The following is a 15,616-nucleotide window of genomic DNA, read 5'->3' as shown; positions in this document are numbered from 1 at the left end:
CCCCGGCTACGAAGTCGACCGTGCCGGGGGCAGCAGGGCCCGGCTGCGGCCGGCATCCGGGCAGGTCCGGGCGACGCGGTGGGTTTCGTAACGCGCCCGATTCATCGGTCGTCCGACCGATCCGGTAAACCGCTGCACGGGTCATCGTGGCGGCATGACTGAAACCCCCCACCACGACCCCGCGGAGCCGGCCGACGCCACCCGCAGATCCATCCTCACCACCCTGGGCGGCGCAGCCCTCGGCGTGGCCGTTCTCGGAATCCCGGCTTCGCGCGCAGCAGCCGCAGACCCGGGCAACAGGCCCCAAGCCGCCGCCGGACCGGCCGCTGCCTGCGTCCTGACACCCGAGCAGACCGAAGGCCCCTACTATCTGGACCTCGAAACGGTCCGCAAGAACATCACCGAGGGCAAGGCGGGCGTCCCACTCACCCTCCGCGTGACGGTCGTCGACATCGCGACCTGCTTCCCGTTGCCCAGCACGGCGGTCGATATCTGGCATTGCGACGCGCTCGGTGTCTACTCCGGCTACGCCGCGGGCGGCTCAACACCGGACACCACATTCCTGCGAGGCGTGCAGCTGACCGACTCCGCCGGCGTCGCGGAATTCACCACCGTCTATCCCGGCTGGTACGTCGGCCGCGCACTCCACATCCACGTCAAAACCCATGCTGGCGGAACCGTATCCAACGGGACGTACCACGGAGGCCACGTATCCCACACGGGCCAGCTCTACTTCCCCGAGACGTACAACACCAAGATCGCCGCCTTGACCCCGTACCGGAACAACACGGCCACCCGCACCCTCAACGCAAGGGACGGCATATACCGCAACGGCGGGTCCTCGACCCTGCTGAGCATCACCCAGGCGAGCAGCGACCTCGGCAAGGGAGTAACCGGCACCGTGATACTCGGTGTCAATCCGGCCGCAACGCCCTGACGCACCCTCCCGAGGGCGGCCGAGCCGATGAGACTGGAAGGTTTCGCCCAGGAAGCCCGCGGCCAGGAACCGGGGATGACCCGGCACAGGACATGTGAGTTATGCGGAGCGGCGCTGACCGCCGGACCGCACGGTGGTCGGCCGGCTCGGTATTGCTCCAGTGCGTGCCGGCAACGGGCGTTCAGACAACGCTCGATGCACAAAGGCTCCGGAAGGGAACGGCCAACCGTACCGGATGCCTCCCCTCCGGGCTCGGGTCGCGGGCTGCCGCAAGCGCTCGACTCCTTCGTGGGGCGACGGCAGGAACTCTCCGTCCTGCGCACCCTGCTGAGGACGTCGCGCTTGCTCACGCTGACCGGTGCCGGTGGCGTCGGCAAGACGCGGCTGGCGCTGGAGTTCGCCAAAGGGCTGCCTGAGAGCTACGCGCGGGTGGACCTGATTGAACTCGAGTCGCTGCACGACGACGCTCCGCTCGCGCAGTCCGTGGCCAGCGCGCTGGGCGTGGGCGAGCGAGCGGGGCGGCCCGGCACCGACGCTCTGGTCCGTGCGATCGGCAACACCTCCCGGCTGCTGATCCTGGACAACTGCGAACATCTGGCGGAGCCGTGCGCTCGGCTGGCCGCGACCCTGCTGAGCTACTGCCCCCGGTTGCGGATCCTGGCCACCAGCCGGGAGGCGCTGCGGGTTCCCGGAGAGACCGTGTTCCGGGTCGGCGAGCTGTCTCTGCCGCCGACAAGCACCGGGGGCGACCCTGACGCCCTCCTGCGCTCGGATGCCGTCCGCTTGTTTGTCGAACGTGCCGCCGGCTGTGTGCCTGGCTTCACCCTCGGGCGTGGCAACGGTGCGACTGTCGCAGAGATATGCCGTCAGCTGGACGGTCTGACGCTCGGCATCGAGCTCGCGGCGCGGCGCGTCGGCACGCTCCCACTGGACGACATCCTTGCCGGACTGAACGACCGGCTGTTCCAGCTGTCGCTCTTGACCGACGGAAGCCGGACAGGTCCCCGTCGTCACACCGGACTGACTGCCGCGATCGCCTGGAGCCATCGACTGCTCGAGCCGACGGAACAGGCGGTCTTCCGGCGTCTCGCGGTGCTCGTCGGGGGATTCGACGCGGGGGCCGCAGAGGCAGTCTGCGCCGGCGGCACCGTCGCCCCACGACAAGTTCTCGGCATCCTGTGCGCACTTGAGGCCAAGTCGCTGATCGTACGGCTGCCGGACAACGCACATCCCGCGCGGTTCCGGCAGCTGAGCGCCGTTCGCGCCTGCGCCATGGAGCACCTGATCGCGTCGGGCGAGCTGGACGCCGTACGGCGGCAGTCCCTCGACTGGCTGAACAGCCTCACGGAACGGGCCGATGGCGAGGTGTTCGCCGACCAGGCTGTTGGGCCGCTCACCGGCGAACGGGACAATCTCACGGCGGCCTTGACCGACACCGGAGGCGGCGGTGGCGCTTCGCGCGACCGGCTGGCCCTGGAACTGGCCCGCGTGCACTACCAGCATGAACAGCCTTCGGCTGCCCGCTCGCTACTGGACAAACTTCTGCGGCTGCCTGCCGGGCCTGCCCTCGACGGTGCGGTAGCGGCACTCGCCACCCGTGTCGCCTGTCAGCAGACTGACCTGGCCGGAGCACTACGCCTTGGTGAGCAGGCGGTACGCCAGGAAAGCACGCGCGACCACCCCGCCGGTCTCGCCAATGCCCTGGACGCGCGGGCGGCAGCACGGCTGTGCCGCGGTGAATTCGCCGCCGCCGTCGCGGACCTGCGCGATTGCCTGAGTATCGTCTGTGCTCTCGGCCGACGAGAGGACACCGCATGGTGCACCCATCACCTGGCTTGGGCTCTGCTCCAGGCGGGCGCGGAGGCCGAGGCCGACTTGCTCATGGCTCGTTGCCTTCCGGTGCTCAGGGAGCAGGCTCACTGGAGCCGGGCTGCCGCCGCCCTGCACACCGCCGGCGCCGTACGGCTGTCCCTGGGCCGTCTGGACAACGCCGAGGAACTGTTCGGCGAGGTGCTCCGCATCGTCCCCGAAGCAAGCTTCCACGCGCTGTACCCGGTCGAGGGCCTGGCCCTCGTGGCCGCCGAGCGCGGTGACTTGCGGCGAGCCCTGCGCTTGTACGAGGCGAGCGCACATGCACGCCGCCGGCTGGACACCGAGCCGGAGGACCCATGGCGCCAGCGAGTGGAACTGACGGCGGCTCGTGCGCGGGCAGGGCTGTCGGCAGCTGCGCAGGACGCGGCCGTCAGCGGCGGACGTCGGCTGCGCGGGGACCGGCTCGTCGCATACGCCCTGCGGAGGGGAAGCGGCAACCCTCGCTCGGCGTCTTACGCCACGGCGGTCGTCGTGGACCAGTTCCCGCTCACGGGCCGGGAGTTCATGGTCGCTGAGCTCGTCGCCGAGGGCCTGACCAACCGCCAGATCGCCGAGCAGCTGGGTCTTTCGGCGCATACCGTCGCCACGCACCTGGACAAGATCCGCGACAAACTGGGCCTGCGCTCACGCACTCGGATCGCTGTGTGGGCGGCCACACGAAGCAAGGACGATGGCTGACGACGCGAGAGCGTCGCCCGCTACCGGGACTATTCGCAGTGCACCGGGCTTCGGCCCGGTGGTGAAGCGAATCTGAGACTGCTCTGACCTCGGATGTCAGCACGGATCCGCAGTGTTGACCTGGCCCATGTCAGAGCGGCCGGTTCTGCTGCTCGATGTACTACTTCACCGGATTCCTCCGAGGATGACCCGGGCTTCAGGCCGGGGTGGGGGTACCTCCCGCTTGCGGGGGAGAATCGGACTCCTGCGGAGCAGGGCAAAGAACGGGGTTTCGCCGCCAGGGCGAAAGACCGCCCGCCCGATCGGGAAAGCTGGACGCCGCGCGTTGCGAGAACCAAGGCCGCATCGTCATCCTCGAAGACCAGCTCGAAGAAGCCCAGCGCATCAACGCCGAACACCGCCGCGCCGCGTCCCGGCACACGACCGGCACCTGACCCGCGGTCCTCGGCGACACGCCGGACCGCACTCTTCCGCCGATTTCAGAATATGAGCGCGCGATCGCCGAAGACACTCAGCCGTCGGCCACACGGACGACACTCCCGGCCCCGGCCCCGGCACCACGCCCGACGCCCTGCGCACCCTGGCGGTTGATGCGCCCGCAAACGCAGCCGGTCGGCTGACTGCCGGGCAGGCGGCCGCCGACCTGGAGGCGAGGTGGAGCGTGCGGCGACTGTGCTGAAGCCGAGGATGCGCGGCTGGCTGCATGCTGGCGTGTTCCCGCTCTCGCTGGCCGGTGGCACCGTCCTGATCGCCGTTTCGCGCTCGCTGTAACGGTATGAGCGGCCGAGAGTGCCCGCGTCGTCCGGGCCCCCGATCCATGGATACAGGCCAGGCGCAACAGCCGTGCCCTCGATCGGTCACCAGGATCCCAGAGTGTCCAATGCAGCGTTCGGACAACGGCATTGGGTTCCGTCTTGGAGGAGCGGCGCGAGTGGTACGTCTGGCACGCGTTTCACCCCGCCGCCTTGTCAGGCCGCGGGGTGACAGGGAGAGGCAGGGGCAGGCGGCGGCTGGCTCAGCCGTCAGGGCTCGGTCAGCTGCTGCTCCCCCGGCAGGCGCCGGCCGCGCAAGTGTCGAGCCAGGCTGCGAAGTCCGTGTCGTAACGGGTGCCGATGCCGGTGTTGTAGACCGCATAGGCTCCGGCGTAGTCGCCGGTGCGGAACTTGGTGAGCATGGCCTGCACGTCGTCCGGGTGGTTCTCAATCATGTAGCGGACGGCCAGGTAGCCCCATGGGTAAGTGCGGGTCAGGTCGGAGTTGGCGTACGTGCTCTGCCACAGGGTGCTCAGGGCGTAGGTGTGCTTCCCGGCATCGGAGAGCGCTTCGGTGTCGGGCACGCCCCGGTAGCTGTACGAGACGTACTCGGCGAAGCCCTCCATCCACCAGATGTCCGGGACCGTCTGGCCCGCGGAGAAGTCGCCGTACGTGTCGTAGCGGCCGTCGAGGTAGTGGGTGTACTCGTGGTTCAGGTTCCAGATGTCCGCCGGGAAGCCGTCGCCCACGCTCTTCACGTAGGCGACGAAGCGGGCCTGGTTGTTGGGGTCGGCGGGGTTGCCCTCCAGATATTCGCCGCCGTTGTTGGTGCTGTTGCCGAAGATCCAGCCTGAGTACGTCTGGTAGTCCCTGGGGCTCGCGAAGACGACGATCTGGATGTTGGTGTTGCGGTCATCGGCGACCGGGCCGCTGTCCTTGACAATGCCGTGGAAGTAGCCGTCCTGTCCCTGCACGCTCTTGCAGGCCTCGGCGAGCGCCGAGCCGGTCAGGGACTGGGCCAGGAACGTGTGCCCGTCATCGCATTTGTAGGTGATGGGGAGTGCCGCCGCGGTGAGCTTGGATGTCAGGTCGCAGGTGTCGTAGTACGAGCATGGGGCCGCGTCGTGCGCGGAAGTCATCTCGGCGGCGCCGACCCACAGCGGAGCGGTCGGGCCGGTGATCGAGGAGGCGCCGAGGAGGCCCTTCACCATCGGCCGCACCTTGTCCTGGAGCCCGGCCGTGTCGAGGAAGCGCGCCGTCTCGGTTCCGGCGTTGGCGGTCATGAAGTACCAGGTCCCGCTCAGCATCGACATGTGGTTCAGGGCGAACGAGTTCAGCGTGTCGATGATGCTCGGGTCAGCGGTGACCGCGCTGATGAACGCGGAGTTGAAGTGGCCGCGGAAGAGCGGGGTGAAGACGTCGTTGACGGCCGTGTCCATGCTCCAGTAGGCGTCGTAGGAGCTGTCGTAGGCGTTCAGCACTCGCTTGTACGTGTCCAGGTAGCGAGCCTGCTCGTTGGCACTGTCCGTAAGGATGATGACGTCGCCCAGGACGTTGCCGTGTTCCGAACTGACGTGCATGAAGTGGCAGTTGGCGGTGAACGCGTCCAGCCCGCCTTCGATGGCCGCGGCCAGGGGCGGGCCGTAGTCGCCGACGTCGGCCGAGTCGTTGTACTGCACGTAGTAGCCGGCGCGCAGGAACAGCACGAGCTGCCACACGTGGGTGGAGTTGTCGCCGGGATACCTCTGCGACGCGTCCTGGAAGGCGCTTGCGACGGTCACCATCTGCGCCTCGCGGAACACGTTGCGGGCTTCCGTGCCGGTGATGCCGAACAGCGTATTGATGCAGTCGGTGGTCGAGTCCTGGATGTACGCGACGAGTTCGGATCCGGTACGGGTGCCGAAGTCGGCCGGGGTGCACGACGCGGCTGCCGCGTGTTTGGTGGCTTTGGGAGGCCGTACGGTCTTCGAGGTCGAGGAGGTCTGCGGCAACTGCGGGCTGAGCGGCCGGACATGGGCGGCGGCCAGTCGCCCGCTCCGGACGTCTGCTTGATCGGACGCAGTGGTGTTCGCGCCGAGCGGCGACAGTGCGCGCGGCTTGGGCTTGGTCACGGCGGTGGTCGTGGGAGCAGCCGTTGTGGCGGTCTTCGGTCCGGCTGCTGCGAGGGCCGGTGCGGCCAGCAGGCCTGCTGTCAGGGCACTGACCGCCAGGCTGACGGCCAGGAATCTGGACGCGAATCTGGACGGACTTCCGGGATGGAATCCGGGCAGGGCAGGTCGACGACGCATCAATGCTCCTTCGTGAGTGGGGGGTCGCTTCGAGCACGAGCGGCGAGGCGTGGGGGGAACGTCCCACTCACAGTGGCCAATGACAACGGACCGAGGGATACGACAATGCAGGGGCTGGCCATAACATCCGTGCCCACAAGGGCAGTTGACGGTCAGGGCGGGGACGCCGAGCAGGTCTCCGGCTCGTGTTATGCGTGCGGCGGAAAAGCGGTATGGGGCGGGGCGGCCCCCTGCTCCCTACGATCCCGGTATGACGACGAAGAAGCCGCTCCACACCGGTTCGCACGACCTTCCGGTCTCCTCAGCGCTCGCCGAGTTCCTCATGGGGAACTGGGAGTCTTCGCCGCGCGCCGATCCGCCCCCGCAGTCGATCGCACCGTGGGCGGCCAAGCGGCGCGACCGGCTGTCCGCGCGCTTCCCCGGCGAACGGCTCGTCGTTCCCTCAGGCGTCCTCAAGGTGCGCAGCAACGACTGCGACTACCGGTTCCGGCCGCACACCGCGTTCTCGTACCTGACGGGTGGGACCGAGCCGGGCAGCGTCCTGATCCTCGAACCGACCGCCTCTGGTCACGAGGCGGTGCTGCACGTCCGCCCGCGATCCCCGCGCGACACCGGGGAGTTCTACCGCGACCGCCGCTACGGCGAGATCTGGGTCGGCCGCCGCGCCACCCTCGACGAGGCCTCCTCACTGCTCGGCGTGACGACCCAGGGCCTCGACGACGTGCCCGCCCGGCTGACCGGCGCGCGGCCGACCCGCTTGCTGCGCGGCGTCGACCCGGAGATCGACGGGCTCGTCGACAGCACCGGCCGCGACGAGGCCGACCTCGAATTCGCGTCGTACCTGTCCGAGATGCGCCTGGTCAAGGACGAGTGGGAGGTCGAGCAGCTGCAGATCGCGGCGGACGCCACGGCGGCCGGATTCACCGACGTCGTGTGCGCACTGCCCGAGGCCGTCCGCCATCCGCGCGGCGAACGCTGGGTCGAGGGCGTCTTCGGCCTGCGCGCCCGCCTCGAGGGCAACGGCCTCGGCTACGAGACAATCGCCGCCGCCGGAGCGCACGCGTGCGCACTGCACTGGATCGCCAACGACGGTCCGGTCCATCCCGGTGACCTGCTGCTGCTCGACGCCGGCGTCGAGTCGGACATGCTCTACACCGCCGACATCACGCGCACCCTTCCGGTGAGCGGCACCTTCACCGCCGCGCAGCGCGACCTCTACGACCTCGTGCTCGCCGCGCAGGACGCCGGTATCGCTGCGGTCCGGCCGGGCGCGCGCTTTCGTGACTTCCACCTCGCTGCGATGCGGGTCATCGCCGAGGGGCTGCACTCCTGGGGCCTGCTCCCGGTGACGCCGGACGAGGCCCTTGAGCCCGAGAGCGGTCTGTTCCGCCGCTACACGTGGTGCAGCAGCGGCCACATGCTGGGCATGGACGTCCACGACTGCGCCGCGGCCCGTGCCGAGCAGTACCTGGACGGCGTCCTGGAGGCGGGCCACGTCCTGACCGTCGAGCCGGGCCTGTATCTCCAGCCGGACGACCTGACGCTGCCGCCGGAGCTGCGCGGCGTCGGCGTGCGCATCGAGGACGATCTGGTCGTCACGGAGGACGGCGCCCGCCTCATGTCGTCGGCGCTGCCGCGCACCGCGTCGGCGATCGAGACGTGGATGGGCGAGCTTCTGGCCTGACCCTGCGTCCCAAGGCGCGGGCGCCACCGTAACCGGCCCTAGGAACGCGGCAGATGGAACGTCTGCGCCGCCCACGCCTGGAAGTGCGCCGACCGCGTGATGAGGTCGCGGTAGGACGCGTGCGCGGAGCTGAACAGTGTCTCCGTGATGTCCTCCGTGACCTGGTCGCGGCGCCATGCGAGCAGATAGCGGGTCCACAGCGGTGTGCCGGTCAGCGGTTTGACGATCACGCCCTGGTTCGGCCGGGTCGTGGCCTGCACGATGGAGACGCCGAGTCCCTCGGCGATCATGTCCTGGAGCTGGAGCCGGTCACCGAGGTACTCATGGACGGCCGCGGGCGTGAACCCGGCTGCCGCGCAGGCCGCGTAGAACACGCCCGGCCAGCCGGCACCGTCGTCGGGGGTCAGGAACCAGGCCTCGTCGGCGAGTTCGGCGAGGGGGACCTCCATGCGGTGCTTGAGCCGGTGACCGGCGGGCAGAGCTACGAACGCGGGTTCGTTGACGATCTCGCGATGCGCCACGGCCGCGGAGTGCCGAAGCTCCATTCCGGGGTAGTCCGCGGCGATCGCGGCGTCCAGCTCGCCCTTCTCCAAGTGCTCGACTATCTCCGACGACGGGTAGACGCTGCTCACCGTCAGCGTGAGATCAGGCCTCCGGCTGCGTATACGGACGACCATGCCGGACAGGACGGGCGAGTTGGTCGCCGCAAGGCGCAGGATCCGGGGTGTTCCGACGCCGTTCCCCGGCGGACGACGCCTGATGGCATCCGCACGGGCCAGAATGTCGCGCGCCTGAGTCAGGATCTCAAGGCCGTACTGGGTCGGCTCGACTCCCGACGCGGTACGCACGAACAAGTCCTCACCGAAGAGCCGCTCGATCCGGCGCAGTTGGGTGCTCATCGCCGGCTGCGAGTACTTCAGGAGTGCCGCGGCCCGCCCCAGACTCCCGGCGTCCGCGATCGCACACAAGGTCCGCAGATGCCGAAGCTCCAGGTCCATTGTTCGGGCTCCTCGTCTCGATGCCCCTGCCGTCCGCGGCCACCGGGCGACTCTAGCGGTGGTTCATCGCGGGGGCAGTAAGGGGAGAACCACTCGATGCCGAGACTGCCGGAGAGCCGCTCGGCCTCGCGCGGCTCGCGGGACAGGTCGGCGGGGAACTGCCTCGGAAGACACGGGACTTGGCCACCGCCGGGACGCGGACGTGCGGTTCGGGACGGAGCGGATCGGCGCGTACCGGCTGCTCCCGTAGCAGGATCGCGCACAGTGCGAAGCGGACCGGTCGACCCCGAACCCCTCACCCACCAGGCCGACGGCCTGGGACATCTGCCATCCGTGAGGCGGTCACGGCCGGGGTGGTCGACCGCAACCATGGTCGGCTGTGCGGCGTGTGATCCGGTGGGGCGGCTTTCGTCTGTCCCCGACCGGAAGGCGAGGGGGCCCGATGACGCAGGAGCAGACCGGGGACACGACGTCGCGGACGAGACCGGGCACGAGGCGGCCCAGGACAGTGCGAGGCCATGCGCTGCGCTGGGTGTTCCGCCTGGTCATGGCTGCCCTGATCCTGCTGCTCGCCATGCGCACCTACGAGGAGACGGGCGTCGCGCACGCACGGTCGAACGGGACGCTGCACACGGCCGGGGCCACCATTACGAAGCTGACGTCCCACTCGACGAGTGGGAGAGACGGCGGAGGCCAGGACGGCGGCAGCGGCGTCTGGATCGTCACCACCAAGTACACGATCGAACTGCGCGTCGGTGACGAGACGAAGACGGTGGACGGCGTCCCGGACGATTCTGCGAACGGCCTCCAGGAGGGGCAGCGGGTCCAGGCGGGCCTGTGGCATGGGCGGGTCGTGGAGATCGACGGGCGTGACGTGTGGCCCGGCTGGCATCCCGGTGGGTGGGACATGGCACTGTTCATGCTCTACCCGTTGATCATGGGGTATCTGATCGCCCTCGCCCTGGCCGCTGCCGCGTACCTGGCCGGCCTCGGCGGCCGGGTGCGGCTGGTGCGGCGGGACCGGTCCCCGGCGGTGGCGTTCGGGTTCCTCGTCGGGACGGCGGCGAGCTTCGTGCTCATGGGGTGCGCGGCTTTCGGGAACAGCATCGCGTACTGGCCGGTCGTTCCCGTCGGAGCCGGAACCGCCACCGCGCTGGCGGGGCTGAGGCGAGCGCTCCGGCGGGCCCAGGCCACCCGCGTCGAGGACGCACCCAGCAAGAACGCACCGGCCCAGGTCTGATGGCCAGGGCCCGGCCGCCCAGGGGACCGCTCTGGAATGATCATGCAAACTCGGTGGAGAATGGAGACGCGCTGGTGCCAGCGTTGGACGGGACGGCGACGATGCTGGTCGGCAGATCCGAGGAACTGAGGCGGTTCGACTCGGTGATCGCCGGTCTGGGGAAGGACGGCGTCCCCGCCGTGGTCGACATCGCCGCAGACGCCGGTATGGGGAAGAGCCGGCTGCTGAGCGAGTTTTGTGCGCGGGCGCGGCAGCGTGGGCTGACCGTGCTGCGCGGCAGGGCCACGGAGTACGAGCGGCACACTCCGTTCCAGACGTTCACGGACGCGTTCGCCGACGTCGATCGTGCCTTTCTCGACTCGGACGACGTACCCGAGGCGGCGGCACCGGTGCTGTACGGCGCCGACAGTGTGCACGGCGCCGCGTCGGGCACGGGCAACCGCGATCGATTCGGCCTCTATCGTGCCGTCACGGAAGTGCTGAGCAGGCTCGGGGAGCGGAGCGGGCTGGTGATGGCCCTGGACGACCTGCACTGGGCGGATCCCGCGTCCCTGGAGCTGTTGGACCACTTGATCCGACACCGGGCGTCAGGCCGGGTGCTGCTGGTCGTGGCCCGGCGCGAACGACAGACGCCACACTCGCTTGCCGCCGCTCTGACACGCGGCGTCGACAGCGGAGCCGTACTGCGCATGCCGCTGCGGCCGCTGCCCGAGCAGGACTCGATCGAGGCGCTGGCCTCCGACCTGCCACCGGGCGACGCCAGCAAGATCTATGAATCCAGCGAGGGCAACCCGCTCTATCTCCTCTCCCTCCTGCACGCCTACCGGCACGGCGCGTCGTCGCGCGGCACCACCGTCCGGGGCCACGACGACACCGCGTCCGGCGTGCCGAGCGGACTGGGATCGCTGCTGCTGGACGAACTGACCGCGCTGACCGAGGCACAGCGCCGTACCGTCGAAGCGGTGGCGGTCCTCGGTGACCATGCCACGCCCGCGATGCTGAGCCTGACGACCGGACCCACCACGGCGGAGGAACTCGACGACTGCATCGGTGCATTGGCGCGACGGGATCTGCTGCGCAGGGGGTCCGACGGGCGCTGGACCCTGCGCCACCCGCTGCTGCGGGCACTGGTCTACGAGAACACCCCCGCACCGCGCCGCGCCGAGATCCACCGGGGCGCGGCGGACGAACTGGCGCGGGCAGGAGCCTCCGCCGCCGAGCGGGCTCATCATGTCGAGAGGTCGCTGGTCGGCTGGGATCCGGTGTCGGCGGCCGTGTTGAGCGAGGCGGCCGCCCAGTTCGCCCACACGGCGCCCGCTACCGCCGCACATCTGCTGGAGGTCGTCCTCCGGCTCATGCCGGACACGCCCGCCCACGCCCAGCAGCGTGGGGATTTGACGCTGGCGCGCGCCAGAGCCCTCGGTGTGGGCGGCAGCCTGCGGGAGAGCCGCGATCTGCTCCACACGCTGATCAGCGGGTCCGGGCCGGACGACGCATCGCTGCGCGGGGACGCGATAGCGCTGTGCGCGATGATGGAACGGCACCTCGGACACTCCCCGGAAGCGATCGCCCTGCTGCAACGGGAACTGGTCCGCAGCCCTGGTCCTGAGCCCCGCCAGGCGGTCTCCCTGGGGCTCGCGCTGGGCATGGCGGCCCTGAACACCGTCTCGTACCCCGACGTACGCGACGACATCGAGCGGACGCTCGCGACGGCCCGCTCCCACGGCGACCTCATGGGAGAGATGGGGGCCCTGGCGCTGGGGTCGTTGGGCGAGGCTTACGAAGGGGAGACGGAGGCGGCCCACCGGTTCGCCGATGCCGCCGCCGGGCTCGCCGACGGTCTGACCGACCCCAACCTCACGGAACTGTGCGAGTCACTGGTGTGGCTGGCCTGGGCGGAAGCCCTGCTGGAGCGCTACACCGACGCGGAACGCCACGCCGACCGGGGGCTGGACATCGCCCGTCGCGGCGGCCAGGTCCACGTCATGCCACACCTGCTGAGCAGCAAGGCCTTCGTGCACCTCAACACCTGTCGGCTGCCATCCGCCCTGGAGTCGGCGGAGGAGGCGGAATCCGTCGCACGAGCCATCGGCAGCAGCGATCTCCTGGCCTTCACCCTGTGTTTCAAGGCGCTGATCCTGCTCCCGCACCGCCCCCTGGGCGACACCAGGGCCTTGCTGACCGCCGAGGAGGCCGTGGCCGCGGCCGGCGGAAGCCGCCACTGGTGGGCGTCGCTGGCCGGCTGCGTGCTCGGTCACACGGCGCTCGTGAGCGGCGACCAGTACCGCGCGCAGGACGCCATCCTGAGGGCGGGCGGTCCTGAACTGCTGGGGCTGCAACCCTCCATACGCCCAGGCCAGCTGGACACCCTCGTCAGCACCGCTCTCGCGATCGGCGACGTCGAGCAGGCCGCGCGCTGGGCCGCACGAGCCGTCGAGGAGGCCGACCGGATGGGGCTGCACGGCCAGCGCGGGGCGGCACTGCGGGCCGAGGCGGCGCTCGCCCAGCACCAGGGTGACGCCCGCGCGGCCGCAGACCTCTTCGAGCGTGCCGCGCAGGCGTACGCACCCTCCGGCGCGAGGCTCTGGGAGGCGTACTCCCTGCTGCTGGCGACGACCCAGGCACAGGCCGCGGGCGACGGTCCGCGCGCCGTCGCGATGTGGGAGCGGGCCCGCCGTATCGCCGACGACGGCGGCGCGCGCCTGCTGTCCGACCTGGCCGCGCTCGTGCGTCCCCAAGCCGAGGAGGCACCCCTCGCTCCCACGGAACTCGATCAACTGACCGCACGTGAATGGGAGATCGCGGAACTCGTCGCCGAAGGACTGAGCAACCAGGCCATCGCGACCAAGCTGTACCTCAGCCGCCGTACGGTCGAGACCCACCTGTCGGCGATCTACCGTAAGACCTCCGTGTCGTCCCGCTCGGCGCTGGCGGGCCTCATGACGCGCACGGTCCTGGACCGGCGCGCGCGTGAACAATGAAACTCAGGCCGTTGCGTCCCGGTAGTCGCCGAGACAGCGGAAGGCGCCTCCGGTCGCCCGGAACAGGTACATCGCGTCCGCGTACCGGTAGGTGGACGAGTCGTAGCGCAGCCGTTTGGTGATCCCCCGGTAGTCGGTCTCGCGCAACCGGCCCATGATCGCGCCCCGTTCCGCGCGTGACGCGCCCAGGGCCGTCATGGCGCGGGCCACGAAGAGCGTCGCGTCGTAGGCCTCGGCGGAGTACCAGGGCGGGGCGGTGTCGAAGCGTGTGCGGTAGGCGGCGACGAAGGACTTCGCTGCTGTCACCCGGGTCGGATCGAGGAAGGCGGTGGTGAACACCCAGCCCTCGGCGGCGTCGCCCGCCGAGGCGAGGAAGCGGGGGTCGAGGGCGCGTTGACCGGCCAGCCGTGCACCGGAGTAGCCGGCGGAGCGCAGCGCCCGGGCCAGCCGCGCGGCCCGCGCGTACCCGCCACCGAACACCACCGCGTCCGCGCCCGCATCCGTCACCGACTCCGCGAGGGCACGGAAGTCGCCGTCCGCGTCGTCCTCGGCGGTGAGGGTGCGCCGGACCGTGGATCGCACGGCCGCGTCGACGCCGGCGCACAGACGCCAGCTGAAGTCGCCCTCGGCGGCATCGTCGATCAGCACCGTCTTGCGGGCCCCGGCGGTGCGGACGAGGTACGCGACGACCGGAGCCGCCAGGGTCGCGTCATCGGGGCGGGTGGCCGCATACACCCGGTACTTGGTGGGGTCCACCTCGTTCAGTCCCACCGACACGGTGACCATCGGGAGCCGTGCCTGCTGGTAGAGGCCGAGGGTGGACTTCGCGCAGGCGTCGGTGGTCGGCCCGAGCACCGCGCGGACCCGGTCGTCGGCCGTCAGCCGCCGGGCGACCTGCCGTGCCCGAGTCGTGCTGCCTTCGTCGTCGTGCACCTGGAGCGCCAGGTCGAAGCCGCGCCCGGCGCGGGAGTTGAGGTGGTCAAGGGCGAGCCGGACCCCGTTCTCCTGGGCTCGGCCCGTCGTACGGCCGCTGCCGCTCAGGTCGGCGTGCAGGGCAACGACCAGGCGCGGGAGGCGGGTTTCGCTTCCCTGGGCCGAGGAGCGGTCGGGCTTGCGCGCCGTCCACCACGCCGCCGTTCCGCCGGCCGCCAGGACCCCGGCGGCCGAGCCCAGCACCAGGAAGCGGCGACGCGTGGAGCCTCCCGAGCCGACGGCCGTCTCGGCGCCGGGCGCCGCGTCGGCCACCGTCGCCCCGGACACCTCGGTCGCGTCGACGGCGGGCAAAGCGAGCACCGCGGCCGAACGGCGCGCGATCAGCCGGGTCAGGGACTCCGGCAACCAGCCCCCGCCCTCGCCCGTACCGTCCAGGGCCCGACGTATCCCGGCCACCGCCGGCCGGGAGCCGGGCTCCTTCGCCAGACACCCCCGCAGCAGTGGCAGCAACGGCTCCGGTACGCCGTCCAGTTCCGGCTCGTCATGGACCGTGCGCACCAGCATCTCGGCCGCGGAGCCATGCCCGAAGGGGCGCCCGCCCGTCACGGCGTACGCCAGCAGACAGCCGAGCGAGAAGACGTCACTGGCCGGCCCGATCTCCCGGCCCCTGCCCTGCGCCTGTTCGGGGGAGAGGAACCCGGGGGAGCCGACCACCATCCCGCTGGCGGTGAGCGCGGTGTCCTCCGGCATCCGGGCGATACCGAAGTCGATCATCCGGGGTCCGTCGACGGCGAGCAGCACATTGCCCGGCTTGACGTCCCGGTGCACCAGCCCCGCCCCGTGCACCGCGTCCAGCGCCTCGGCCAGCCGCGCCCCCAGGACACGGACGGTCCCGTACGGCAGCGGCCCGCACTCCTCCACCGCCTCCGCCAGCGAGGGCCCCGGCACGAACGCCGTGGCGAGCCACGGCGACTCCGCGTCCGGGTCCGCGTCGAGCAGCGGTACCACCCAGGGGCTGGCGACCCGGCCCCCCGTCTCCACCTCACGGCGGAAACGGGCCCGGAACCCCGCGTCGTCCGCGTACGCCGCACGGATCACCTTCACCGCGGCGAGCGCGCCTCCGGCAGAGCGGGCCAGGTACACCACACCCATGCCGCCCGCGCCCAGCCGGCGCAGCAGCCGGTAGCCCGCGATCCTGGCCGGGTCGGCGCCGCGCAACGGCTCCATCAGCGCCTCACCCGGTGCACACCTGG

General features: G+C 70.6%; 8 protein-coding genes and 1 pseudogene. 6 read left to right on the top strand and 3 right to left on the bottom strand.

What is annotated here, in order from left to right; genetic code table 11:
* Window positions 1-154: 154 nt before the first annotated feature.
* The 3 genes and pseudogenes from OG485_RS06140 to OG485_RS06130 form a co-directional block, all read left to right on the top strand.
* Window positions 155-937, top strand: coding sequence for an intradiol ring-cleavage dioxygenase (locus tag OG485_RS06140; RefSeq protein WP_328664978.1), 783 nt, complete (start codon window positions 155-157; stop codon window positions 935-937).
* 342 nt (window positions 938-1,279) lie between these two features.
* Window positions 1,280-3,487 (top strand): ATP-binding protein, encoded by a 2,208-nt coding sequence (locus OG485_RS06135; protein ID WP_328664977.1) that lies wholly within the window; start codon window positions 1,280-1,282, stop codon window positions 3,485-3,487.
* Window positions 3,488-3,822: 335 nt separating this feature from the next.
* Window positions 3,823-3,921: pseudogene (locus OG485_RS06130) on the top strand (MerR family transcriptional regulator); the annotation flags it as partial.
* Between the two features lie 599 nt (window positions 3,922-4,520).
* On the opposite strand, the gene OG485_RS06125 reads toward OG485_RS06130, so the two are convergent.
* Complete coding sequence (locus OG485_RS06125) at window positions 4,521-6,527, bottom strand: collagenase (RefSeq protein ID WP_328664976.1); 2,007 nt, start codon at window positions 6,525-6,527, stop codon at window positions 4,521-4,523.
* A gap of 250 nt (window positions 6,528-6,777) precedes the next feature.
* On the opposite strand from OG485_RS06125, the gene OG485_RS06120 reads away from it, so the two are divergent.
* On the top strand, window positions 6,778-8,211 hold the full coding sequence (locus OG485_RS06120; protein ID WP_328664975.1) for an aminopeptidase P family protein: 1,434 nt from the start codon (window positions 6,778-6,780) through the stop codon (window positions 8,209-8,211).
* 38 nt (window positions 8,212-8,249) lie between these two features.
* On the opposite strand, the gene OG485_RS06115 is transcribed toward OG485_RS06120, so the two are convergent.
* Window positions 8,250-9,209, bottom strand: coding sequence for a LysR family transcriptional regulator (locus OG485_RS06115; protein ID WP_328664974.1), 960 nt, complete (start codon window positions 9,207-9,209; stop codon window positions 8,250-8,252).
* Between the two features lie 547 nt (window positions 9,210-9,756).
* Between OG485_RS06115 and OG485_RS06110 the strand changes: the two genes are divergently transcribed.
* Together OG485_RS06110 and OG485_RS06105 are read left to right on the top strand one after the other, a co-directional pair.
* A complete protein-coding gene (locus OG485_RS06110; protein WP_328664973.1) occupies window positions 9,757-10,449 on the top strand; it encodes a hypothetical protein in 693 nt (230 codons plus the stop codon).
* Between the two features lie 74 nt (window positions 10,450-10,523).
* A complete protein-coding gene (locus OG485_RS06105) occupies window positions 10,524-13,430 on the top strand; it encodes a helix-turn-helix transcriptional regulator (protein WP_328664972.1) in 2,907 nt (968 codons plus the stop codon).
* Between the two features lie 3 nt (window positions 13,431-13,433).
* Here OG485_RS06105 and OG485_RS06100 read toward each other — a convergent pair whose 3' ends face one another.
* Window positions 13,434-15,590, bottom strand: coding sequence for a bifunctional serine/threonine-protein kinase/ABC transporter substrate-binding protein (locus tag OG485_RS06100; protein ID WP_328664971.1), 2,157 nt, complete (start codon window positions 15,588-15,590; stop codon window positions 13,434-13,436).
* Window positions 15,591-15,616 lie beyond the last annotated feature (26 nt).

This window comes from Streptomyces sp. NBC_00328, assembly GCF_036139655.1.
In the GTDB taxonomy this organism is placed as follows: Bacteria; Actinomycetota; Actinomycetes; order Streptomycetales; family Streptomycetaceae; genus Streptomyces.
Note: the sequence above shows the minus strand (reverse complement) of the source record. Positions and strands in the feature narration are given on the sequence as shown.

What these genes read in the sequence shown, in the direction of transcription:
- OG485_RS06140 (WP_328664978.1), top strand. Translation starts at nt 155, where the DNA reads ATGACTGAAACCCCCCACCACGACCCCGCGGAGCCGGCCGACGCCACC.
- OG485_RS06125 (WP_328664976.1), bottom strand. Translation starts at nt 6,527, where the DNA reads ATGCGTCGTCGACCTGCCCTGCCCGGATTCCATCCCGGAAGTCCGTCC.
- OG485_RS06120 (WP_328664975.1), top strand. Translation starts at nt 6,778, where the DNA reads ATGACGACGAAGAAGCCGCTCCACACCGGTTCGCACGACCTTCCGGTC.
- OG485_RS06115 (WP_328664974.1), bottom strand. Translation starts at nt 9,209, where the DNA reads ATGGACCTGGAGCTTCGGCATCTGCGGACCTTGTGTGCGATCGCGGAC.
- OG485_RS06110 (WP_328664973.1), top strand. Translation starts at nt 9,757, where the DNA reads ATGGCTGCCCTGATCCTGCTGCTCGCCATGCGCACCTACGAGGAGACG.
- OG485_RS06100 (WP_328664971.1), bottom strand. Translation starts at nt 15,590, where the DNA reads ATGGAGCCGTTGCGCGGCGCCGACCCGGCCAGGATCGCGGGCTACCGG.